The organism is Hymenobacter lapidiphilus, from assembly GCF_013377885.1.
GTDB classification, from domain to species: Bacteria; Bacteroidota; Bacteroidia; order Cytophagales; family Hymenobacteraceae; genus Hymenobacter; species Hymenobacter lapidiphilus.
The window spans coordinates 1-21,047 of sequence record NZ_JABKAU010000028.1; the positions used below are offsets into that span (position 1 = coordinate 1).

Below are 21,047 nucleotides of genomic sequence, written 5' to 3' on the forward strand. Positions count from 1 at the left end.
CTACGGCAAATCCTGTACACTGACTTGAAATCTGCTCTAAGCCGGCTATTGGGCTCCCAGCTGTTCATCGGCTACGCCTACGTGGTCGTTGGCGGGCTGGCTGTTCATGAAGGAGCGGAACGACATGGCGGCTTCGCTGGCCAGCGAAGTAGCCTGTGCCCCTAGGCGACGGTCGTTGAAGGTTTTAGCGTTGTTGCGGCTGGCCCGCAACTCGGCCTGGTATTCCTCCAGCGGTACCTTCTGCGAGGGGGCCTTCGGGTCGGGCACTACCTCAAACGAGCTAACCTGGTAGCTGTAGCCGTTGTCGGTGGCCTGGAAACGGAAGGTAAACAAAACGATCAGGCTCTGGTCCTGGCCGCGGGCGTCTACCGGCTTCAGCTTGCCGGTGCCCGTAACCCGGATGACCGACTTGGTGGGGTCGGCTACCAGGGCGGTGGTAGGCGCGTAGGTGAACTTGTGCTCGGCCCAATTAAGGGCGCGGGTGTAAAGGGCACTGCGGCCGGCACCTTCCACTACCACCTGCTCGGTGTAGTTAACCGGCACGGGCGCCTGCGCGCGTACCGCATGGGGCAACGCAAGAGAGCCCGCCACCAAAAGCGAGAGTAGTACTTTTTTCATAGCTGCGAGTAGAAAAGAAAGAACAAAGGGCTCAAAAATGCGTCCTTAGCAAAGTTAGACGGTGAATCGAGTTTAGCAAGAAACAGGCCTGTTATAATTATGTTAATATGTTCGGATTCCTATAAGCCAGCTGTCTGAACGTGGTTGCTAAGCCGGGCCGCAGTAGGTGAGTGGCCAAAGGCTGCACCCGATTGCCCGGGTGCCAACGCAGTTGCGGTGGGCTCGGCCGAATTGGGGCAAAAACAGGAAATAGGTGGGGGAGCGAGGTGGATTTATGCTCCTATATAGTGTAGGACCATTAAGGAGAAATTACGCGAATAGGATTATGCCGATGTCAAGAGAATCTGAAAAATTGTGTCCGGTATCGAATAAAGAGCAAAGGTAAGATGCCGTTACTCGTTGCGAGAAATAGAATTTCGGGTTTAATTTAATTGATTTACAGACTGATAGCTGCCGCTGGTATAGCGGGTAGTAGATCGATGAAATGGCTGACTTAACAATTTGGTAACATAACGGTAACGTTTAAAAACTTGCAGAGGTAAAGCGAATTGGTACTTTTGTATCGTGCTTCAGCTACACCAACATTCCCCAATGAAGCGCGGGACCGAGCGAAACGCCGTCCTGCGAGATGACCGAAAGGTCATTTCCTCCGTTGTTTCTTTTGTTAATTCGGCTGCTTTTCTGGCTTTTCCGCCTTTCACCGCTTCGGTTTTTGAAGCGGTTTTTTTGTGCCCGGCCCATTCGGCTGATAGCAACCGGCGAAGCGCCTGACTCCGATTCATTCTTCTTTTTTCACCCATACCGGTACCCGCCAGCTTGAACGACAACACCACCTTTGCCCAGCAGATGGTAGCTGCCGCTCCTGCCGCCACCCGCAACATGAACCTGAGCACGGGCCCCAAGCGTATGGCCGTGATTAACGTATGGGACGCCATAACACGCGGCGCCCGCAAACTCGAAACCAGCTCGATGCTCGAAGGCCTCATCCATCAAGGCATGAAACTCTCCGACTTCGATTGGTATCTTGACTTCCACAAGGAGCACGATGTAAAGCCGCACTCCGGTGTCGGCGTGGGTATGGCCCGGGTGGCTCAGTTCATCCTCGGTCAGACCGATATCCGCGACTGTGTACCCTTCCTCATCAACCGCGAAAACGTAGTCTAGCCTTCCTTTCTAGCAAGCGCCCGGTCATTGGCCGGGCGTTTTGCTTTATTTATAAGGAGGTTGAAAAGAAACGTCATGCTGAGCGCAGCAGAGCGTAGTCGACGCCTCTCTACCGCAATGGTAAATCTGCTGTTTGATTACTACTGCAACGAAGCGGTGAAGATGCTTCAATAAGCTCATCATGACGGTTCTCTAACCGATAACTAACTTACAGCCATGCAACTCGGTACGCTCACTTTACAGAACCCGGTGTGTCTGGCCGCTGCTCCTTGGCAGTTGGCGGGCGACGGGTACGAACGGCTGGGAGCCATCTTCACGCGCACCGTAACGATGGAGCCACAGCCCGGCCATTACGAGGAAGGTATCTGGCAGGTAAATGACCAGACGCTGCTCAATGCCAGCAACATGCGCACTGAAAGCGCCGAGATTCTGGTGCAGGAGTTTCTGCCCGGTCTGCGCCGGTTTGGGGTACCGGTGCTGGTGAGCATTACGGCCCCCGGCGTGCCGGGCTTCCGCAAAATTGCCCGGTTTCTGGCCCGCGAAGTAGGCAGCCAGATTGCGGGTGTGGAGGTATACATCACTCAGCCCGACACCGGCAACGGGGCCGAGCTGACGGCCGGTTTCGTGCGCGAAGCCACCCGGGCCGTGCGCGACGAGCTGGGCCCCGATGCCGTGGTGGTGGTGAAGCTGCCACCTTGGCCCGAGCACATCCGCGGGCTGGCGCTGGGCGCCCAGCAGGGCGGGGCCGATGCCATTGCCGCCACCAACCTGCTCAAGGCCCTGCACCTGCCCGACGATGCCACCGCCCCACCCGTGGCCGGCGGCCTTTCGGGCGAGGCGCTGCGGCCAGTGGCCCTGCGCTGCGTGTGGGAGCTGGCCCACGATGAGCAGCTGACGCTGCCCGTGTTTGGTACCGGCGGCATTTTCACGGCCGGCCACGTGACGGATTACCTGCGCTGCGGCGCGGCTGCCGTGCAAATTGGCAGCGGCGAGTGGCTGGAACCCGGCCTCTCGGCCCGGCTGGCTGCCGAGTGCAATACCTCAGTAGCAATACCGCAGTAGCAGTAACACTAGCGAGAGGCTGCAGCTTCGCATATCGTTGCTGATGCTGAACAGCGCAAAGTCCACCGTTTAACACCCTGCGAAGCTGGAGCTTCGCGCTACATCCCACCCTGATATGGAAAAGCTTATTCAGCGTATTCAAAAGGCCAATTCGTTGCTTTGCGTGGGCCTCGACCCTGTAGGCGACGATGCTTACGTAGCCCGACGGCTGGCCGAAGTCGTGGACCAAACCAGCGAGTTTGCCGCCGCCTTCAAGCCCAACCTCGCCTTCTTTCTGAGCCGCGAAAATGGCGTGCAGCTGCTCAAGGAAACCGTACAGCGGATTCCGAAAGACATTCCGGTGATACTCGACGGCAAGTTCGGCGACATTGCCAGCACGGCCGAGCACTACGCCCGCTTTGCCTACGATGTGGTGGGGGCCGATGCCGTGACGGTGAACCCCTACATGGGCGACGACGCGGTGCGGCCGTTCGTGCGCGAGGGCAAAATGGTGTTCGTGCTGTCAAAAACCAGCAACAAGTCGCAGTACTCGATGCAGAACATGGCCCTGACCCGCGGTGGCTCGCTGGCCCACGGCGTAGCCACAGTAGCCTGCCGACTCGATGCGGAAATTGGTGGCATCGGCCTCGTGGTAGGGGCCACCTACCCCGGCGCGCTGGCCGATGTACGCGCAATCTGCCCCGAGCAGTGGTTTCTGGTGCCCGGCGTAGGTGCCCAGGGCGGCGACCTGGCTGCCACGTTGCGCGCCGGCCTGCGCCCCGACGGCGCCGGCCTGCTCATCAATACTTCCCGCGCCCTCTGGCAGGCGGAAGATGCGGCCGCCACGGCCCGCGAGCTGGTAGCACAAATCAATGAACTGCGCGCCGTAGAGGCATAATAGAATGAACAGGCCGTGTCATGCTTCGACTCCGCTCCGCTGCGCTCAGCATGACACGTTCTTTTGCTACCTAATCCAACCTGCACAACTTCCTTTCTTCCTCCCTTGACTACCTCGCAACCCAACTTAACCCCCGAGCTCCTGGAGCAGCAGTTGCTGCGGGAAGATGCGCTGCTGCGCGGGCACTTCCGGCTTTCGTCGGGGCTGCATTCGGATACCTACGTGCAGTGCGCCCGGTTTCTGCGCTGGCCCGAGTTGGCTGCGCCGGCCGCCGCCGAGCTGGCCCGCCAGATAAAAGCCGCCGGCCTGGCGCCCGATTTGGTGGTGGGGCCGGCCATGGGCGGCGTGGTGATGGGCTACGAACTGGCCCGGCAGCTGGGCGTGCCCGGCATCTTTACGGAACGCGACGAAAACGGCCAGATGAGTTTGCGTCGGGGCTTCACGATTGAGCCGGGTCAGCAAATCATCATTGCCGAGGACGTAGTGACTACGGGTAAGAGCACCAATGAAGTAGCGCGACTATTGACCGAGTTGGGCGGGAAAGTTTTGGCCGTGGCGAGTTTAATTGACCGCACCAGTGGTAATGCTGCGCTGAATTTTCCGAACTTTGCCCTGCTGCCGGTAACGGCGGCCACCTACGCACCCGACGATTGCCCGCTTTGCCGGGCAGGCGTTCCGGTGGTGAAACCCGGCAGTCGGCCGGAAAAAGCGTTTTCTTAAACCTACCGCGACGGCAAACGGCCCGGCGGCAAGGCATTTTCGGCGTACCCCTGCGTGGGGTGTGCTCCCCACGGGGGCCCTGGTGGGCCTCGGCGTGGAACCGAAAAATAGATAACACCGCTCTTTTGGAACCTACCCAGAGAACCATTCAGCTGCTGCTTCGGCCCGACCAACATGATGGGGAGGGCCAACGCATTGCCGAGGCCGCCCGCCGCCACCTGGGCCTGCACACCGGCCGCGTGCAAAGCACCGCCCTCTACACGGTGCGTTACCCCCTCACCGACCAGCAGCTGCGCGACTTCGCCACCCGCTGCCTCCAAGACCCGGTGCTGCACGAAGTTGCCTTCGACGAGTTTCGCCACGGTCCCGAATACCGCAGCTACATTCTGGTAGCCAAGCTGCCCGGCGTGACCGACGACGAGGGCATTTCGGCCCAGAACGCCCTCGGCGACCTGCTCAACGAGCCGCTCGACACCCACACCCAGCACATTTTCAGCAAGCGGCTTTACTTCCTCGAACAAGCCCTGCCCGAAGCCGACCTGCGCCGCCTGGCCCAGGAGCTGCTGGGCAACAAGCAAATCAACCGCTTCGAAACCGGCCCCCTCACCGACATCCGCGACTATACGCCGCGGCCCGGTGGCGGGGCCGAGCCCATTACGGAAACGGTGCCGCTAACCGGCCTCTCCGACGAGCAGCTGGTGCAGTTGTCAAAAGACAACCTGTACGCCCTCAACCTGGAGGAAATGCAGACCGTACGCGACCATTACGCCGGCATGCAGGCCGAGCGCACGACCGCGGGGCTGCCCACCGACCCGATGGATTGCGAGCTGGAAATTATTGCCCAGACCTGGTCGGAACACTGTAAGCACAAGGAGTTTGCGGCCCTGATTAAGTACCGCGACCTAGACACCGGTGAGGCGTTCGAGGTGGATTCGCTGTTCAAAACCTACATCAAGGACGCCACTGCCGAAGTGGACCGCCAACTGCGGGCCAACGGCAACGACTGGCTGATTAAGGTGTTTTCTGATAATGCCGGGGCCGTGCGCATCAACCCCGACTCGCTGTTCGTCTGGAAGGTGGAAACCCACAACTCGCCCTCGGCCATCGACCCCTATGGCGGGGCCATTACGGGCATTCTGGGCAACAACCGCGACCCGCTGGCCACCGGCATCGGGGGGGCGCAGCTGCTGTTCAATACCAACGTGCTGTGCTTCGGCAACCCCGAGTTCGATGGCACGCTGCTGAGCAACCAGCTGCACCCGCGCCGCATTTTTGAAGGCGTGCGCAAGGGTATCGAGGACGGCGGCAACAAGTCGGGCGTGCCGACGGTGAACGGCAGCATCGTGTTTGATGACCGCTATGCCGGCAAGCCGTTGGTGTATTGCGGCACCGGGGCCGTGCTGCCCATGCAGCTGGCCGGCCTCGATTCGTGGGAAAAGCACATCGAGCCCCAGGACCGCATCATCATGGCCGGTGGCCGGGTGGGCAAAGACGGTATCCACGGCGCTACGTTTTCATCTATTGAACTAGACGAAACCTCGCCCGCCACGGCCGTGCAGATTGGCTCGCCCATCACCCAGAAGCTGGCCATGGATTTCCTGATTCTGGCCACCCGCCGCGGCCTCATCCGCTGCAGCACCGACAACGGCGCGGGTGGCCTTTCGTCGAGCGTCGGCGAGTTGGCCACCATTAGCGGCGGGGCCGTGGTGGAACTGGCCGATGTACCGTTGAAATACCCCGGTCTGCGCCCTTGGGAAATCTTCGTTTCGGAGTCGCAAGAGCGGTTTACGCTGGCGGTGGAACCGGCCAAAATGGAGGAGCTGCTGGCCCTGGGCCGCGAGATGGAAGTGGAGCTGACCGACATCGGTTACTTCACCGCCAACGGCTACCTCGACGTGCGCTTCGCCGACAAGCCGGTGGCCTATATCAGTATGGACTTCCTGCACGACGGCGTGCCGCGCAAGGTGCTGGAGGCGGAGTGGAGCAAACCGACGCTGAGGGAGCCGACCCCTCCCCCAACCCCTCCCCAAAAGGGAGGGGAGCCAAATACCTTTTCATCAGAGGCTAGCGCAAGTCCCTCCCTTTTGGGGAGGGGTTGGGGAGGGGTCACGTACACCAGCATCCTCACCCGCCTGCTCGGCAGCCTTAATATCTGCTCCCGCGAGTCGGTAATTCGGCAGTACGACCACGAGGTGAAGGGCCGCACCATCATCAAGCCGCTGATGGGCGCGACGGGGCAGGCTCCGCAGGATGCGGCCGTAGTGCGTTTCAACTTCGAGAGCTGGGAAGGCGTGGCCGTGAGCAACGGCATTCTGCCCCGATTCGGTGATTTGGACCCGTACGCTATGTCGGCGGGCTCGTTTGACGAGGCTGTGCGCCAGATTGTGGCCGTGGGCGGCAAGCTGCCGAACCTGAGCTACGGCGACGGCAACTTCTGGTCCGTCAACGACAACTTCTGCGTGCCCGATTCGGTGTACGACCCCGTGAGCAACCCCGACGGCAAGTTCAAGTTGGCCAAGCTGGTACGTATGGCTCAGGCCCTGCGCGACGCCACGGCTGCCTACTGCATCCCGCTCACGAGCGGCAAGGACTCGATGAAAAACGACTTCAAGGCCGACGGCGTGAAGATTTCGGTGCCGCCCACGGTGCTGTATTCGATGACCGCCAAAATTGAGGACGTCCGCCGCACCATCACCTCCGATTTCAAGCAAGAAGACGACGTGGTGTACTTGCTGGGCGAAACCTACGACGAGCTGGGTGGCTCGGAGTTCTACCAGCTCTTCGGCGAGCTGGGCGCTAACGTCCCACAGGTGCGTTTCGAAGCCGCCAAGGCACTCTACATATTAATAGGAGAGGCCAACGACCAGAACCTGATTCAAAGCTGCCACGATTTGAGCGACGGCGGGCTGGCGGTGGCGCTGGCCGAGGCCACGTTCGGCTACGGTTTTGGGGCTGAAGTAGAACTACCGGTGACCCCTCCCCAACCCCTCCCCAAAAGGGAGGGGCTTACGTTAGCCTCTGATGAGAAGTCGTCTGGCTCCCCTCCCTTTTGGGGAGGGGCCGGGGGAGGGGTTCTGCCAGTACCCGTGCAGCTGTTTTCGGAGTCGCACTCGCGCTTCGTGGCTACGGTGGCCCCGGAAGATGTGGTGGCTTTCGAGCAGCACTTCGGTGGCCGCGCCACCCGCCTGGGCCGCGTAACGGCCAACGGCCAGCTGACCGTAAGCCATGCGGGCCAGCCGGTTATTGCGGCCGACTGCGCTGCCCTGCGCCACGAATGGACCAACGGCCCGGTGAACCGGATTATCGGCTTCGGCCAGCACGAAACCGCGCAGCAGTAACCATGGAAGACGACAAGCAACAGCCCAACCTGCCCGACCTCAACCTGCCCCCGCGCCCCCGGCCCGCCGACCCCGGCTACGAAATGGTAGACGGCGACGGCAACATTATGCTGCCCGGCTACAAAAGCGTCGACGGCGGCCACGAATCAAACGAGCCGCTGAAAAGCAGCACCGAGGAGACAGCGAAAAACCGGCCTGACAACCAACAACCGACAACTGACAACTCGGGAAAGGGACAGCCTGACAACTCGCAACTGACAACTGACAACTCCAAAGTCCAGGCCCTTATCCTGACCGGCTTCGGCATCAACTGCGAAGAGGAATTCGCGGCCGCTTACCAGCTGGCCGGGGCCGAGGCCACCGTGGTGCACCTCAACCAGGTGCTGCACGGCCACGTGAGCATCCACGATTACGACATCCTCAACTTCCCCGGCGGCTTCTCGTTCGGCGACGATTTGGGCTCGGGCGTGGTGCTGGCCAACAAGCTGCGCTACCGCAAAAACGACCAGGGCCGCACGCTGCTCGACGATATTAAGGAGTTTGTGGCCGGCGGCAAGCACGTGCTCGGTATCTGCAACGGCTTCCAGGTGCTGGTGAAACTGGGCCTGCTGCCCGACTTGGCCGGCACCGTAACGCCCGAAGTAACGCTGACCCACAACGCCTCGGGCCGCTACGAAGACCGTTGGGTGCGGCTGCAAGTCAACCCGAAGTCGAACACGCCTTTCCTACGTGGAATGGACACGCTGGAAGTACCCGTGCGCCACGGTGAGGGTCGCCTGATTATCGGCAGCCCCGAAACCGCCGCCGCCATCGAATCCCGGGGCCTCAACTGCCTCAGCTACCTCGACGAAGCCGGCGCGCCCACCGCTGCCTACCCGCACAACCCCAACGGCGCCGACCTGCACTGCGCCGGCCTGACTGACACCACCGGCCGCGTGTTCGGCCTGATGCCCCATCCCGAAGCCTTCCTCTCCTTATATAACCACCCCGACTGGGCCCGCCGCAAACGCGCCGACCCCGGGCTGAGCGAGGAAGGGGAGGGGCTGAAGCTGTTCCGCAATATCGTGGAGCATGCGGCTGCCCTCCCTGGCAGACCCCTCCCCCCGGCCCCCTCCCCAAAAGAGAGGGGGAGCCAAGCGATGGATGGGAATGTGGCGATTGGTAGTGACGATTCGATGGTAGCGGAACCTGTCGGGGATTTCCAGACTGCTCAGGAACATATTTTCACTACCACGCCTCAGAAATGGAAAGCGCTGGGACCTTGGGCGCGGGAGAATCGCAAGCAACCGACTGAAGCTGAGGCCAAGCTATGGGATGAGTTGCGAAGGGAGAAACTGGGTGTTCAGTTTCGGCGGCAGCACGCCATCGATTCCTATATCGTGGACTTCGTTTGCTTGTCGGCTAAGCTGGTAGTGGAAGCCGACGGAGAAATTCACGCCGATGCTGAGCAGGCCGCTTACGATAAAGATAGAACCACGGTACTCCAAGAATTAGGGTACGAGGTATTGCGCTTTAGCAACCAGGAAATCCTGCATAATCCCGCTCGGGTAATCCAGCAAATCAAAGCTCACCTAACTCAGCATCAAACTTGAGCTTCAAGAAGCTCCAACAAAACCAGTATAATTCATCAACTACTTAAACTACCCCGCACATCCTCGTCTGGCTCCCCCTCCCTTTTGGGGAGGGGGCCGGGGGGAGGGGTTACCATATGAACACGCTCAACCACTTCGACACTCCCCAGCTCGAGCTCCTGCACCGCGGCAAAGTCCGCGACTCGTACCGGGCGCCCTCGGGCGAGCGGCTCCTGGTGGTAACCGACCGGCTTTCGGCCTTCGATTCGGTGCTCGATACGCCCGTGGCCCACAAGGGGGCGGTGCTGAACGGGCTGGCCGCGTTCTGGTTTGATAAAACGAAGCACATCGTGCCCAACCACGTTATCCGCCTGCTCGACCCCAACGTGACGCTGGCCCACGAGGCCGAGCCGATTCGGGTGGAAATGGTGGTGCGTAACTACATCACTGGCTCGATGCTGCGGGGCTACCAGCAGGGCCAGCGCACCTTCTCGGGCGTAACCGTGCCCGACGGCCTGACCAAGCACCAGCAGTTCCCGGAACCCATCGTTACGCCCACTACCAAGGAGGAATCGGACCGCGAAATCACGCCCGAGAGCCTCGTGAGCGAAGGTTGGGTGTCGGCTGATTTGTACGAGCAGATGCGGGTGAAGGCGCTGGAGCTGTTCAACTTTGCCTCGGCCTGGATGGCCGAGCGCGATATCATTCTGGTTGACACCAAGTATGAATTCGGCTTGTTCGATGGTAAGCTGATGCTGATTGACGAAATCCACACGCCCGACTCGTCGCGCTTCTGGAGCGCCGACGACTACGCCCGCAACCCCGAGGCGGCGGAGCAGATGGATAAGGAGTACGTGCGCCAGTGGCTCATCGCCAACAAGCAGGACGGCCAGTATCCGCACGCCCTCCCGCCTGAAGTGGCCCAGGAAGCCAGCCGCCGCTACCTCGACATCTATGAGCGCATCACGGGCGCCCCGCTGCCCACCGGCAACGAAACCACGCCCGGCGGCGACGTACAAGCCCGCCTCGTGGCCAACCTGGTGCGCGCTGGTATCATGAAAGAAGACTAAAATTGTCGGTAGATATGCTTCCCACTGCTCTTAACCTCATGTTAGTCCGCTCCGACAACGCCGCCCAATTAGCCGTGCGCCTCCTGAACCGGCCCCGTCTGCACGAGCAGCTGAGCCGGAAAATCAGCGCTACCAAAGCTAAGTGTCACGCCGCCGACGCGGAGCTTCATGTGATATAGTTTGCTGATAATGAACAACTGGAAAGAGTATTTGCGCTTTGATCAGTTTGAAGGACTGGAAGCCCGGGTGCCCCTGAGCTTCCTGCAAACCGAGTCTCCTGTTCGCCTTTCCTTCGGAGAATACGCCGAGGGCGAGGAACTTCCACCTGAGTCTGTTGCAGCTGTAGATGCAGTGTTGAAGCGGCTGCCAGCATTGGAAAAACTAGTAGCGGATGCCGCTTTCGAACACTACAAGATGATCTGCCGGGAGTTCGGACGTATTTATGGTGAGGAATTCGTTAGCCCAAAAGCAGAAAACGAACTGGATTTGCAACGTCTTTATCAACTACGAGCTGTCTACTTCCCAGAAGAGCCGGAAATTGGTCGTTTTGGCTTAGGCTTTACTTGCGACTGGGAGGAAGAACATGGCTTTGGCTTGCAATTCCGCAGTTGGCAAATTGTAGAGGTAGGAGGTGACGCGGAGGCTTTTTCCTTCTATGACTGATCTTCTTTGACTTATCAACCACACGATAGTGAGCAACAGCCATAAAATCATAGTACTCCTCGGGGGCGGGGCCCGCGAGCACGCCCTGGCCTGGAAACTCACCCAGGATGGCGCCATCGTGCACGTGCTGCCCGGCAACGCCGGCATCCCCAACAGCCACCCCGAAATCAGCGCCCTCGACTTTCCGGCCATCAAAAGCTTCTGCGAAGAACACGGCGCCAGGCTACTGGTAGTAGGTCCCGAAGCCCCGCTGGCGGCTGGCGTGGCCGACTACTTTGTCGGCTCCGATATCCGGGTATTCGGGCCGGGGCGGGCGGGGGCCATGCTGGAAAGCTCGAAGGTGTGGAGCAAGAACTTCATGCGCCGCCACGGGGTAGCTACTGCCATGTCGTGGCAGTTTCGTAGTGATAAGCTGGCCGAAGCCCGCGCCAAAGTGGCCGAGCTGGACGGGCAGGTAGTGGTGAAGTTCGATGGGCTGGCCGCCGGCAAAGGCGTGTATGTGTGCTTTTCAGTAGACGAAGCGCACGCCGCGCTCGACGACCTGGAGGCTCACCACAGCGGCTGGTTCAGCTTCCTGCTCGAAGAAAAGCTCAGCGGCCCCGAAATCAGCATCATCGGTATCACCGACGGCAACCGTATCCGCCTGCTGGCTCCTTCCCAGGACCACAAGCAGCTGCTGGCCGACGACCAGGGCCCCAACACCGGCGGCATGGGCGCCTACTGCCCGGTACCTTTCGCCGACGACAACATCCTGGCCGCCATCCGCACCCAGATTATAGACCCCACGCTGGAGGGCATCCAGGCCGAGCAGTTCGACTTTAAGGGCTTCCTGTACTTCGGCATCATGCTCACGCCCCAGGGTCCGAAGCTGCTCGAATACAACGCCCGCCTCGGCGACCCCGAGGCCGAAGTGCTGCTGCCGGCTCTGCAAAGCAGCCTGCTGGAGCTCCTCGAAGCCACCCTCGACGGCACGCTGGCCCAGACCACCGTGCGCCAACGCCCCGGCCATTATGTGGGCGTGGTGCTGGCGTCGGGCGGCTACCCAGCCAGTGGCTTTCCGACTGGTTTTCCCATTACGGGCCTCTCGGAGCTACACCCCGGCATCCTCGCATTTCATGGGGCTACCAGCCATAATGCGGCTGGTGAGCTGGTGACCAACGGCGGTCGGGTGCTGGTGCTGGTGGGCCATGGCGCTGAGTTGGAAGATGCCGTGCAGTACGTGTACCGCGAAGCGGCCCGGGTTAACTTTCAGGACATGTACCTCCGCACTGATATCGGCCAGCGGCCGGAACCCGTCCTTGCAAACAACTGGTAACCATAGCGCCTCCAAGGCCCGGCTGGCCATCCTGCTCTCGGGCCGGGGCTCCAACATGGTGGCGCTGGTAACGGCGGCCCAGACCGGCATGCTGCGCGAGCTGGCCGAGGTGGCGTTGGTGTTCAGCAACCACCCCGACGCGCCCGGTTTGGCCACGGCCGCCGCGCTGGCCTGCCCCACGGCCAGCCTCAGCAGCCAGGGCCGTCAGCGCGCCGACTATGATGCCGAAGTGGTAGAAATCCTGCGCCAATACCAGCCCGATTACGTGGTGCTGGCCGGCTATATGCGCATCCTCTCGCCTACGTTCGTGCGCGCCTTCGCGGGCCGCATCCTCAACATTCATCCCGCCGACACCCACCAGCACCAGGGCCTGCATGCCTACGAATGGGCCTTTGATAACCAGCTGGTTGAAACCAAAATAACGGTGCATCTGGTTGATGAAGGATTAGACACCGGTCCCATTCTGGCCCAGCAAACCGTGGACCTTCGCGGAGCCGCCACCCTGGCCGAAGTCGAGCGTCGCGGGCTACTGGCCGAGCATCAGCTGTACGCAAAAGCGTTGGCCGAATTGATTGAAGAACGACACTCGGTAAACCCTTCTCTGAAGGACTCCAACAGCGTACCCCACCCCAGCGGCCTGGCAACTGGCAACTGACAACCGATAACTCAAGATGTGCGGAATTGTAGGTTTTTACGGCCCCGATGATGTTGCCCACGACATTGTGTTTGGCCTGACGGCGCTCCAGCACCGGGGGCAGGACGCGGCCGGTATGGCCACCTTCGATGGCAACTTCCACCTGTGCAAAGGCAACGGGCTGATTTCCGACGTGTTCCGGCCCAAGCAGCTGCGCAAGCTCAAGGGCAACATTGGCATCGGCCACGCCCGCTACACCACCCAGGGTTCGGGCGATGCGGAGCTGGCCCAGCCGTTTACCACCAGCTACCCGTTTGGGCTGGCGATGGTGCACAACGGTAACGTTATCAACTTCCGTTCGGCTGCCAAGCGCCTGCACGAAAAGTACCACGTGCTGCCCAAAACCAGCAACGACCTGGAGCTTATTATGTACACCTTCGCCTCCGAGCTGCGCCTGAAAAACCTCGATGCGCTGTCGGTAGTCGATATTTTTGATGCGGTGGAGACCACCCAGGAGCTGGTAAAAGGTGCCTACGCCACCGTGACCATCATTGCCGGCCACGGCATGCTGGCCTTCACCGACCCGCTGGGCATCCGGCCGCTGGTGCTGGGCCGCCGCATCACGGAGGCCGGTCCGGTGTATGCCTTCACCTCCGAAAGCACCTGCTTCGATTACCTGGGCTTCGAGTTTATCAAGAACGTGGGGCCGGGGCAGGCCATCTTTATAGACAACAACTTCGAGGTGCACTACAAGAACCCGTACAGCCTGCCCAAGGCGTTCTGCGTGTTCGAGCACATCTACTTCGCCCGCGAAGATTCCACCATTCATGGCCGGCTGGTGGCTCGCGAGCGGGTGCGGCTGGGCAAAATGCTGGCCCGCAAGGTAATTGAGTCGGGTATCCAGCCCGATATGGTGATTGATGTGCCTTCGTCGGGCTACTTTGCGGCCTCCGGGCTGGCCGAGGCCATTGGCGTGCCTTACCGCCGGGCGCTGGTGAAAAATAACCACATGGGCCGCTCGTTCATCGTCAGCAGCCAGGCCGGTCGCGAGGATATCGTGCGCAAGAAGCTCAACCCCATCCGCGAGTTTGTGGAGGGCAAGAAGATAGCCGTGGTCGACGACAGTATCGTGCGCGGCACCACCTCACGGCGCATCGTACGGATTCTGCGCGAGGCGGGCGCAGCCGAGGTATACTTCATCAGCAGCGCCCCGCCCATTATTGCGCCCTGCATTTATGGCATCGATATGGCCATGAGCACCGAGCTGATTGCGGCTAACTACACGGAGGAGGAAATCTGCCGCTACATCGAGGCCGACAAGGTTATCTACCAATCAGTAGAAGACTTGCAGGAGCTGTTTGCCGAGGACAAGGGCCACGGCGGCGGCTGCTTCGCCTGCTTCACCGGCAACTACCCCACCGGCGACATCACCAAATACTTGGGTCACATTCAGGAGGAGCGCGAAAGCCACCGCGGCGACAAGTCGAAAAAGTCTGCTGCGGATGCCGTGCCCTCAGTAAGCGCCAAATCCCCGGCTCCTACAGAACATTAATTCAGCAAACACCTGTCATCCTGAGCGAAGCGAAGGACCTTATCACACTTGAATGGCATCGTTCAGCAATAATTCAGGCGTGGTAAGGTCCTTCACTTCGCTCAGGATGACAGACTTCTTTTCGATTCTCTCCTGCCATGAGCCAGACTTCCGCCGATACCAATCTTAAAGCCACCGCCGGTTACTCCATCGAAGAAGGCAACGCCGCCTCGCGCAACGCCTACGAGTGGGCCCAGAAAACCTTTGCCACCCGCGCCGGCAAGCCCGGCGAGCCGGCCCGCGACCTGGCCGGCGGTTTTTCCAACGAAATCCGCTTTGGCAATGAGCGACTGGGCATCGGCTCCGACGGTATCGGGACCAAGATTGAAGTGGCCGAGCGCCTCGACCGCTACGACACGTTGGGCTACGACCTGATTGCCATGGTGGCCGACGACCTCATTGTGGCCGGCTTCGTGCCCACCAACCTCTCCAACATCATCGACGTGAACACGCTCGACTATACGGTGGTCGATGAGCTCATGCACGGCCTGCACGATGCGGCCCAGTTCAGCCAGATAGCCGTAACGGGCGGCGAAATTGCCGAGCTCGGCAACCGCATCGGCGGCTACCCCGGCGCCCGCATGAATTTCAACTGGTGCTCAACGGCCGTGGGCGTGCTGCACCCCAGCCTGGAACGGCCCTTAAGCGGTGCCAATGTGCGCGCCGGGCAGGCCGTGGTGGCGTTGCATTCGCCCTCGTTCCGCTCCAACGGCTACTCACTAGCCCGCCGCGCCCTCACCAAAGCCTTCGGCGAAAAGTGGCACGAAGCGCCTTACAGCGAAGAAAATGCGGCTGGTTTGAACGTTGACACCCAACACCTGACAACTGCCAACGCTAAAACCTGGGGCGAGGTCATGCTGGCGCCCTCGCTCATCTACTCGCCGGGCATAGCGGCGGTGCTCGATGCGGGCCTGCCGTTGCACGCGGCCGCCCACATCACCGGCGGCGGGCTGGCCGACAACTTCAAGCGGGTGCTTAAAAACGGCGTTGGGGCCGAGCTGAGCAACCTATTTGAGCCGCTACCCGCCATGCAGCAGCTCGCCCTGCTGGCCGGTATCACGCCTCCGGAAGCCTACCTTTACTGGAATATGGGCAACGGTATGTTGCTGGTAACCGACCACGACGAAGCCGCCGCTGTGGTAGCCAGCCTGCGCGGCAACGGTTACCGGGCCCAGGTAGCGGGCCGCATTACGGCCGAACCGGGCGTGACGCTGCAGGTAGGCGCGGGCGAGCTGCGCTACGAAGGATAGACGGAGCGCCAGTTCCGCCTCAGCGGGGCAGCCGCACCGTAACCTCGGTGCCGCCACTAGGCTGGCTGCTGATGTTAAGTGTGCCCCCGTGACCCTGCACGATAATATCGTAGCTCAGCGACAGGCCCAGGCCAGTACCCTCGCCGGGTGGTTTGGTGGTAAAAAAGGGCAGCAGCGCCTTCTGGCGGGTTTCCTCGCTCATGCCGATGCCGTTGTCCAGAATCCGGATCTGTACCTGCCGGGCCAGCAGACTGGTGTGTACTTCCAGCTTGAGGGGACTGTCCGGCAGGCCGTGGTTGCGGCGTTGTGCCAGGGCATAAAAGGCGTTGGCAAACAGGTTGAGCAGCACCCGGCCTACATCCTGAGGTACCAGCCGCACAGCCGGTAATTGGGGGCTCAGGTCGGTAACGAGGGTGGCGTTGAAGCTGGGGTTTTTCGACCGGAACAGCTGGTAGGCCATTGTCAGGTGGTCGGTAACGAGGGTGTTCAGGTTAACGGCTTCGGATACTCCGGCGCTGGCCTGCGAGTGCTGCAGCATGCCTTTCACGATGCTGTCGGCGCGGTGGCCGTGCTGGCTTATTTTGTGGAGGTTATCTGTGAGCGTGGCCAGCAGCTCGGTGGCGTAGGCTTTTTCGGCTTCTGGCAGCTGCTGCCAGGGGCCGTCCATAAACTCCTCCACCAGCTCGGTGCTCACCTCCGAGAAGTTGTTGACGAAGTTGAGCGGGTTCTGGATTTCGTGCGCAATGCCGGCTGTCAGCTCACCCAGTGAGGCCATCTTTTCGCGCTGAATCAGCTGGTTTTGGGTCGATTTGAGTCGGTCCAAGGCCTGGGTCAGGTCGGCCAGTGCTCGGGTCAAATCGTCGCGCTGGCGGGCAACCTGGGCATTTTGGGCATTCAGATTGCGGTTGATGCGCTGCTTGAGGTGCACATTGCGGCCCAGCAGCCCTACCACCAGCACCAGACCCACAAAGCCGGCCAGCAGCGCGTACAGCTGCAGGCGTTGGCGGGCACTTCTCTGGGCTTGCAGCTGCCGGGTCTGCGTGAGCAGAGCAATCTGTGTTTCCTTCTGGTCGAGTTCGTAGCCGTAGCGCAGGGCACTGGTTTTGCGCTGCGTGGCTTCGCCGGCCAGCGTATCCTGGTAAGCCGAAAACAAACGCTGTTGCTGGTAGGCCGCCGGATAATTGTTCAGCTCGGCGTAGGCCTTGGCCAGCAACTCGGTAGCTGCGGCCAGGTTGCCGTTGCTGCGGGTTTTTCGGCTCAGCTCCCGGGCGTGGCTGGCCAGCATCAGCGTGCTGTCGGGCTGGTGCAGCAGCAGGAACGCCCGCGCCAGCAGCAGTTCTACCGAGGGCTGGTTGAAATCGTCCTGGGTGCTCCTGACCAGCGCGCGGGCCAGCCGGCCGTGTAGCAGGGCCCGAACCGGCTGGCCCTGCTCAATGTATACCTCGGCCAGCCCAATTTCATTGGCCAGCTGGTTCTGCATATCACCCATCCGGTGGCACACGGCCACCGCTCGCCTGAAATAGCGAAGAGCTGCGGGCCAATTACGCAGCCGCTGGTATACGCTACCCAGGCTATTGAGCACGGCCGCCACTGCTTGGTCGTCGCCCAGGCGGTGGCCGTCGCGCAGGGCCCGGTCGAGTATGGGCAGGGCGCTGGTGTAGTCGCCCAGCTTGCCGTACGTGTCCCCGATAATGGCCCGCAGCTGTGTCTGTACTCCCAGGTCAGCGGTTTGCTCGGCCAGGCGCAACCCGCGCAGCCCCCACGTCAGGGCGGCCGTCAGGTTGGTTTGCTGCGCGTCAATCAAACTCAGTTCGAGGCAGGCGCGTGCCTCGCGGGGCCGGTCGCGGCGGCGGGCGTATAGCTGCTGGGCCAGCAGGGTATAATGTCGGGCCGAGTCGTAGTTGGGTAAGCGGCGTTGCAGAATGCTGATCCAGAGCAGGCTACGGCCAATGGAGGGCGTATCGGCGAGCTGCCGCGAGATTCGCAGGGCCTGGTGGCTCAGCTGCAGGGCCTGAGGGGCATTCACAGCTGCCAGTTCCATTACCAGCTCATGCAGGCGCTGTACCCGCAGGGTATCGAGCCGCCGGTTGGTGCGCAGCAGGTGGCGCAGGCTGTCGGCGTTGCGGCTCTGCGCGCAGCCCGGCCGCTGCTCAACCAAACCCGCTGCCAGCACCAGCCATAGCAACAGCAGCCCGCCGATACGCCGGAAAGGCAAACCGAACAAGCCGGGTGGGCCGGTGAAAGGCGGGTGGCCTTGGTTCATTTGGGTGGGTAAACCGGGTTATTGATAACGCCAATCTGGTTGCCTTCAGGGTCTAAAACAATGAACCCCCGTACCTGCGTTACTCCCTCTGTGCCGGTGCTGCCGGCAGCCGGCCGTACTTCGGATGACGAGGGACGACTGCTGTCGAGCTGACGCATCTTGCTGAAAAGGCCACCGTTGAACTTGTTGGCCCGGTTTGCGCTCAGCATCTCAAATTTGGCTACCACATCTTCCGGCGTTGGCAGGGTCCAGTAAAATACCGGCTCGCGCAGCTGCAAAAACTGGGGGTCGGTTTCCAGCCGCACCTCTGCACCGTCTACATTGAACAGGGCGTAAGGATATGGCACGCGCTGTTCGACAAGGGTGGGGGGCTTACCAAAAAAATCGGTATACCAGGCAATGGCAGCGGGTAGCCGGTCGGCGCTGCTTACCGGATACACAAGCGTTTTCTGGGTCGAAAAACCGGCCACAGGCTTGTCTTGGGCCTGGGTCAGTACGGGCCAAAGCAGCAACAGCAGTAGCGAAATCCACAGGGGCATCTTCATAAGTCGGGGGGGAAATACCTTTTGTGCTGGCAGCAGCAGCGGTATCCGACCGGTACGCCTGAGAAGCGGAACGAACGAACCGGCCGGGCCGGTAAAAGGCAGTGCGACCTCAGGTTATTTGCGGGGCTTGTAAATGGGGTTGTTGATAACGCCAACCTGGTTGTCCTCAGGGTCATACACGATGAAACCCCTGACTTCTTTTACAACCTCTTCTTTACTCGTTTTGCCATCAGTGCGCTGCTCATATTGGCGAATGCCTCCGTGGTGGCGCATGCGACTGATACGATTATTCCCTTTGAGCGCTTTGAATTTGGCGTTTACGGCTTCGGGTGTTGGCAGCACCCAATAGAACAGCGGGTCATTCAGCTTCAAATACTTCGGGTCGGTTTCCAGCCTTACCTCCGTGCCGTCCACTATAAATACGGCGTAGGGGTTAGGTACATCCTTTCGTAAGGTGTCGTATGGCATGCCAAAAAAATCAGCGTACCATTTAACGGCGTTGTCCAAGCGGCCGCTACTGCTTACCGGATACACCACTGTTCTCTGGGTTTTAAAACGTAGATCATTGCTCTCCTGGGCGCGTGCTACCAGGGGACCGAGCAACAGTAACAAAAGCAAAATAACGTTTCTCATAAACCAGAAAAGAGGAAGAGGACCAAGCCAGGAAAGCGTACCAGGAGCCGGTGTACCTGGCTTAGCTAAGACCGAAATAATTGAACAACATAGTACTAAGTTAATAAAAAATAAGGATATATATTGATTTGCAAATAATAATATTGCTTATCCTTATGAATATTGTTTGGTTTGATAATCAGTGTTTTATGCGATTTAAAGGGGTGGACTGAACTGGTGTTGTCAGTGCTGGCCACCATCAGCCACGAAGATTACGTGCTGCTGCAACTCAATAAAACCGAAAAAGCCCTGCTCAACGAGCAAGGCTTTGATTTCTGGTGTCAGTGGTGGCCGGCGTAAGCCGGCGGTTTGGCAGGTAGCTTAGCGGCTCAACGTAATTACAGGCGTGGTGCCTTCCAGCAGTGTCAGGCCCTCGGCGCTCAATTGGTAGATGAGGGTTTTGGAGCCCAGAGCCGCCAGCAGTCCAGCTTCGGGGCTATTAGGCGAGCAGGCCATGCGAGTAGTTGCCATCGGCCCGAACGTGATGCCCGTGCCGCTGGTAGCGTAGGTGCCCATCAGGCGGTTGCAGCCCGTCGAGCCCGATACCTTGTTGGTGGCAGTATCAAAGTTTAGGGTCGCTTCGGCGGCGGCTTCAGCAGGCATTGCGGCGCCGTTGAGTGTGCGAATGCGCCACTCGCCGGCCAGCGCGGCCGGATCGAGCGTGGCGGTAGAAACGGACATCTCAGGGCTGGCGGTGGTATCAGCTACCGGCTCGGTGGTTTTGGCGGTGCAGCTGACCAGGGCCAGGGCAGCCAAGGCAGCGTAAAGAGCAGGGCGGAGCATGGCTTGGGGTATACGGGGTTGAAAGGAAGACCTGTTAAAGCCGAGCGCTCAGCATCGGCTGGGCAACTCATTAAGTGCCTAGTCAACGGCCTGCAAGCGGAAAGCCTACATTTTCTGCACCGGAAACTCGTCGAGAATGTCTTTGGCGGCGCGGCTGAACTCGCTGCCCAGACGGGCGGGGTCGTTTACGGCATCCATTACAGAGCCACGCCAAACCAGATTGTTGGTGCGGGCATCAACAAAGTCCAGAATCATGGTGCCCTCCTGGTAGGTTTCGGTGCGGTACCTGGTGCGGTAGCGGGGCGAGGCATACCAGTAACCATAGTTGATGGGCAGATAACCACCGCGGTACGATACGGCATATGGGTAGGCGAAACCCATAGGCTGCGGAGTGGCAACCGTGCGTTCGGCCTCATCAATATATAGGTGGTATGTGAGGTAAAAGTCGGGCTTGGCGTTGCCGGTGGCCTGGCGGATACCTCGCTTGGCCAGCTCGGAGCTGATGGCCTGCTGAATCTGCCCGTCGTTGAGGCTGCTTTGGTAAATCGGGTTCTGTGAATCGGCCGATTTCACTTCAGTTTTGGCCCAGTCGTAAGTACGGTACTGGCTGAAATCGGTGCCGGGCTTTTTCTGCACTGCAACACCCGGCGTACAGCCGGCCAGGAGGGTCATGAGAACGAATAGTAGCGGTAGGAGCGTGTTTTTCATGGGAATTGTTCTTTTAAAAATATACGAACTTGTTTTAGGCTGAAAAGCCAACTGAACAGTATGTCTCAATGTGGCGGCCGCGTAGCCGAAGCACAAGGCTCTGATTGATTCCGGCTGCTTACTGAACAGCTTTAGTGGTATCGTACCCGTTTTACCCGTTCGTGTGCGGGTGGGTTACAACTTTTATCCGGTCCGGCTCTCCA

The 21,047-nt window shown here is 60.2% G+C and carries 20 protein-coding genes; 14 read left to right on the top strand and 6 right to left on the bottom strand.

Annotated features, from left to right (window positions below):
- Window positions 1-45 precede the first annotated feature (45 nt).
- Window positions 46-618: a DUF4468 domain-containing protein gene (locus tag HW554_RS14205; RefSeq protein ID WP_176909236.1), complete on the bottom strand. Its 573-nt coding sequence runs from the start codon at window positions 616-618 to the stop codon at window positions 46-48.
- Window positions 619-1,434: 816 nt separating this feature from the next.
- Between HW554_RS14205 and HW554_RS14210 the strand changes: the two genes are divergently transcribed.
- From HW554_RS14210 to HW554_RS14270, 13 genes are all read left to right on the top strand, one after another.
- Window positions 1,435-1,782 (top strand): amino acid--tRNA ligase-related protein, encoded by a 348-nt coding sequence (locus HW554_RS14210; protein ID WP_176909237.1) that lies wholly within the window; start codon window positions 1,435-1,437, stop codon window positions 1,780-1,782.
- A gap of 216 nt (window positions 1,783-1,998) precedes the next feature.
- Window positions 1,999-2,844, top strand: a complete 846-nt coding sequence (locus HW554_RS14215; RefSeq protein ID WP_176909238.1) for a dihydroorotate dehydrogenase — start codon at window positions 1,999-2,001, stop codon at window positions 2,842-2,844.
- A gap of 115 nt (window positions 2,845-2,959) precedes the next feature.
- Entirely contained in the window at window positions 2,960-3,721 is a 762-nt protein-coding gene (gene pyrF / locus HW554_RS14220; protein ID WP_176909239.1) for an orotidine-5'-phosphate decarboxylase, read from the top strand.
- A gap of 105 nt (window positions 3,722-3,826) precedes the next feature.
- A complete protein-coding gene (gene pyrE, locus HW554_RS14225) occupies window positions 3,827-4,441 on the top strand; it encodes an orotate phosphoribosyltransferase (RefSeq protein ID WP_218134725.1) in 615 nt (204 codons plus the stop codon).
- Window positions 4,442-4,566: 125 nt separating this feature from the next.
- Complete coding sequence (locus HW554_RS14230; RefSeq protein WP_176909241.1) at window positions 4,567-7,779, top strand: phosphoribosylformylglycinamidine synthase subunit PurL; 3,213 nt, start codon at window positions 4,567-4,569, stop codon at window positions 7,777-7,779.
- Window positions 7,780-7,781: 2 nt separating this feature from the next.
- Window positions 7,782-9,371 carry a phosphoribosylformylglycinamidine synthase subunit PurQ gene (locus HW554_RS14235; protein WP_176909242.1) on the top strand — a complete coding sequence of 530 codons (1,590 nt, stop codon included), beginning with the start codon at window positions 7,782-7,784 and terminating at the stop codon, window positions 9,369-9,371.
- A gap of 116 nt (window positions 9,372-9,487) precedes the next feature.
- Entirely contained in the window at window positions 9,488-10,420 is a 933-nt protein-coding gene (locus tag HW554_RS14240) for a phosphoribosylaminoimidazolesuccinocarboxamide synthase (RefSeq protein ID WP_176909244.1), read from the top strand.
- Between the two features lie 38 nt (window positions 10,421-10,458).
- Window positions 10,459-10,599, top strand: coding sequence for a hypothetical protein (locus HW554_RS14245; RefSeq protein WP_176909245.1), 141 nt, complete (start codon window positions 10,459-10,461; stop codon window positions 10,597-10,599).
- A gap of 10 nt (window positions 10,600-10,609) precedes the next feature.
- Window positions 10,610-11,083 (top strand): DUF6985 domain-containing protein, encoded by a 474-nt coding sequence (locus HW554_RS14250; RefSeq protein ID WP_176909246.1) that lies wholly within the window; start codon window positions 10,610-10,612, stop codon window positions 11,081-11,083.
- Window positions 11,084-11,111: 28 nt separating this feature from the next.
- Entirely contained in the window at window positions 11,112-12,398 is a 1,287-nt protein-coding gene (purD, locus tag HW554_RS14255; RefSeq protein WP_218134727.1) for a phosphoribosylamine--glycine ligase, read from the top strand.
- On the top strand, window positions 12,382-13,053 hold the full coding sequence (gene purN / locus HW554_RS14260; RefSeq protein WP_246285249.1) for a phosphoribosylglycinamide formyltransferase: 672 nt from the start codon (window positions 12,382-12,384) through the stop codon (window positions 13,051-13,053). Before purD ends, purN begins: the two co-directional genes overlap by 17 nt.
- A 16-nt stretch (window positions 13,054-13,069) precedes the next feature.
- On the top strand, window positions 13,070-14,584 hold the full coding sequence (gene purF / locus HW554_RS14265) for an amidophosphoribosyltransferase (RefSeq protein WP_176909247.1): 1,515 nt from the start codon (window positions 13,070-13,072) through the stop codon (window positions 14,582-14,584).
- Window positions 14,585-14,721: 137 nt separating this feature from the next.
- Window positions 14,722-15,873: an AIR synthase-related protein gene (locus HW554_RS14270; RefSeq protein WP_176909248.1), complete on the top strand. Its 1,152-nt coding sequence runs from the start codon at window positions 14,722-14,724 to the stop codon at window positions 15,871-15,873.
- A gap of 19 nt (window positions 15,874-15,892) precedes the next feature.
- Here the strand turns inward: HW554_RS14270 and HW554_RS14275 are convergent, their stop codons facing one another.
- The 3 genes from HW554_RS14275 to HW554_RS14285 form a co-directional block, all read right to left on the bottom strand.
- Complete coding sequence (locus HW554_RS14275; RefSeq protein WP_176909249.1) at window positions 15,893-18,136, bottom strand: ATP-binding protein; 2,244 nt, start codon at window positions 18,134-18,136, stop codon at window positions 15,893-15,895.
- Window positions 18,133-18,681, bottom strand: a complete 549-nt coding sequence (locus HW554_RS14280; protein WP_176909250.1) for a hypothetical protein — start codon at window positions 18,679-18,681, stop codon at window positions 18,133-18,135. The genes HW554_RS14275 and HW554_RS14280 overlap by 4 nt, the downstream gene beginning before the upstream one ends.
- A gap of 114 nt (window positions 18,682-18,795) precedes the next feature.
- Window positions 18,796-19,314 (bottom strand): hypothetical protein, encoded by a 519-nt coding sequence (locus HW554_RS14285; protein ID WP_176909251.1) that lies wholly within the window; start codon window positions 19,312-19,314, stop codon window positions 18,796-18,798.
- Window positions 19,315-19,476: 162 nt separating this feature from the next.
- Between HW554_RS14285 and HW554_RS14290 the strand changes: the two genes are divergently transcribed.
- Window positions 19,477-19,653, top strand: coding sequence for a hypothetical protein (locus HW554_RS14290; protein WP_176909252.1), 177 nt, complete (start codon window positions 19,477-19,479; stop codon window positions 19,651-19,653).
- Window positions 19,654-19,674: 21 nt separating this feature from the next.
- Here HW554_RS14290 and HW554_RS14295 read toward each other — a convergent pair whose 3' ends face one another.
- Together HW554_RS14295 and HW554_RS14300 are read right to left on the bottom strand one after the other, a co-directional pair.
- A complete protein-coding gene (locus tag HW554_RS14295) occupies window positions 19,675-20,136 on the bottom strand; it encodes an META domain-containing protein (protein ID WP_176909253.1) in 462 nt (153 codons plus the stop codon).
- 105 nt (window positions 20,137-20,241) lie between these two features.
- Entirely contained in the window at window positions 20,242-20,844 is a 603-nt protein-coding gene (locus tag HW554_RS14300; RefSeq protein ID WP_176909254.1) for a DUF4136 domain-containing protein, read from the bottom strand.
- Window positions 20,845-21,047 lie beyond the last annotated feature (203 nt).

Coding starts and splice junctions, on each gene's coding strand:
- HW554_RS14300 (WP_176909254.1), bottom strand. CDS start 20,844: ATGAAAAACACGCTCCTACCGCTACTATTCGTTCTCATGACCCTCCTG.
- HW554_RS14205 (WP_176909236.1), bottom strand. CDS start 618: ATGAAAAAAGTACTACTCTCGCTTTTGGTGGCGGGCTCTCTTGCGTTG.
- HW554_RS14295 (WP_176909253.1), bottom strand. CDS start 20,136: ATGCTCCGCCCTGCTCTTTACGCTGCCTTGGCTGCCCTGGCCCTGGTC.
- HW554_RS14280 (WP_176909250.1), bottom strand. CDS start 18,681: ATGAAGATGCCCCTGTGGATTTCGCTACTGCTGTTGCTGCTTTGGCCC.
- HW554_RS14250 (WP_176909246.1), top strand. CDS start 10,610: ATGAACAACTGGAAAGAGTATTTGCGCTTTGATCAGTTTGAAGGACTG.
- purF (WP_176909247.1), top strand. CDS start 13,070: ATGTGCGGAATTGTAGGTTTTTACGGCCCCGATGATGTTGCCCACGAC.
- HW554_RS14275 (WP_176909249.1), bottom strand. CDS start 18,136: ATGAACCAAGGCCACCCGCCTTTCACCGGCCCACCCGGCTTGTTCGGT.
- HW554_RS14215 (WP_176909238.1), top strand. CDS start 1,999: ATGCAACTCGGTACGCTCACTTTACAGAACCCGGTGTGTCTGGCCGCT.
- HW554_RS14235 (WP_176909242.1), top strand. CDS start 7,782: ATGGAAGACGACAAGCAACAGCCCAACCTGCCCGACCTCAACCTGCCC.
- pyrF (WP_176909239.1), top strand. CDS start 2,960: ATGGAAAAGCTTATTCAGCGTATTCAAAAGGCCAATTCGTTGCTTTGC.
- HW554_RS14245 (WP_176909245.1), top strand. CDS start 10,459: ATGTTAGTCCGCTCCGACAACGCCGCCCAATTAGCCGTGCGCCTCCTG.
- HW554_RS14270 (WP_176909248.1), top strand. CDS start 14,722: ATGAGCCAGACTTCCGCCGATACCAATCTTAAAGCCACCGCCGGTTAC.
- HW554_RS14285 (WP_176909251.1), bottom strand. CDS start 19,314: ATGAGAAACGTTATTTTGCTTTTGTTACTGTTGCTCGGTCCCCTGGTA.
- HW554_RS14240 (WP_176909244.1), top strand. CDS start 9,488: ATGAACACGCTCAACCACTTCGACACTCCCCAGCTCGAGCTCCTGCAC.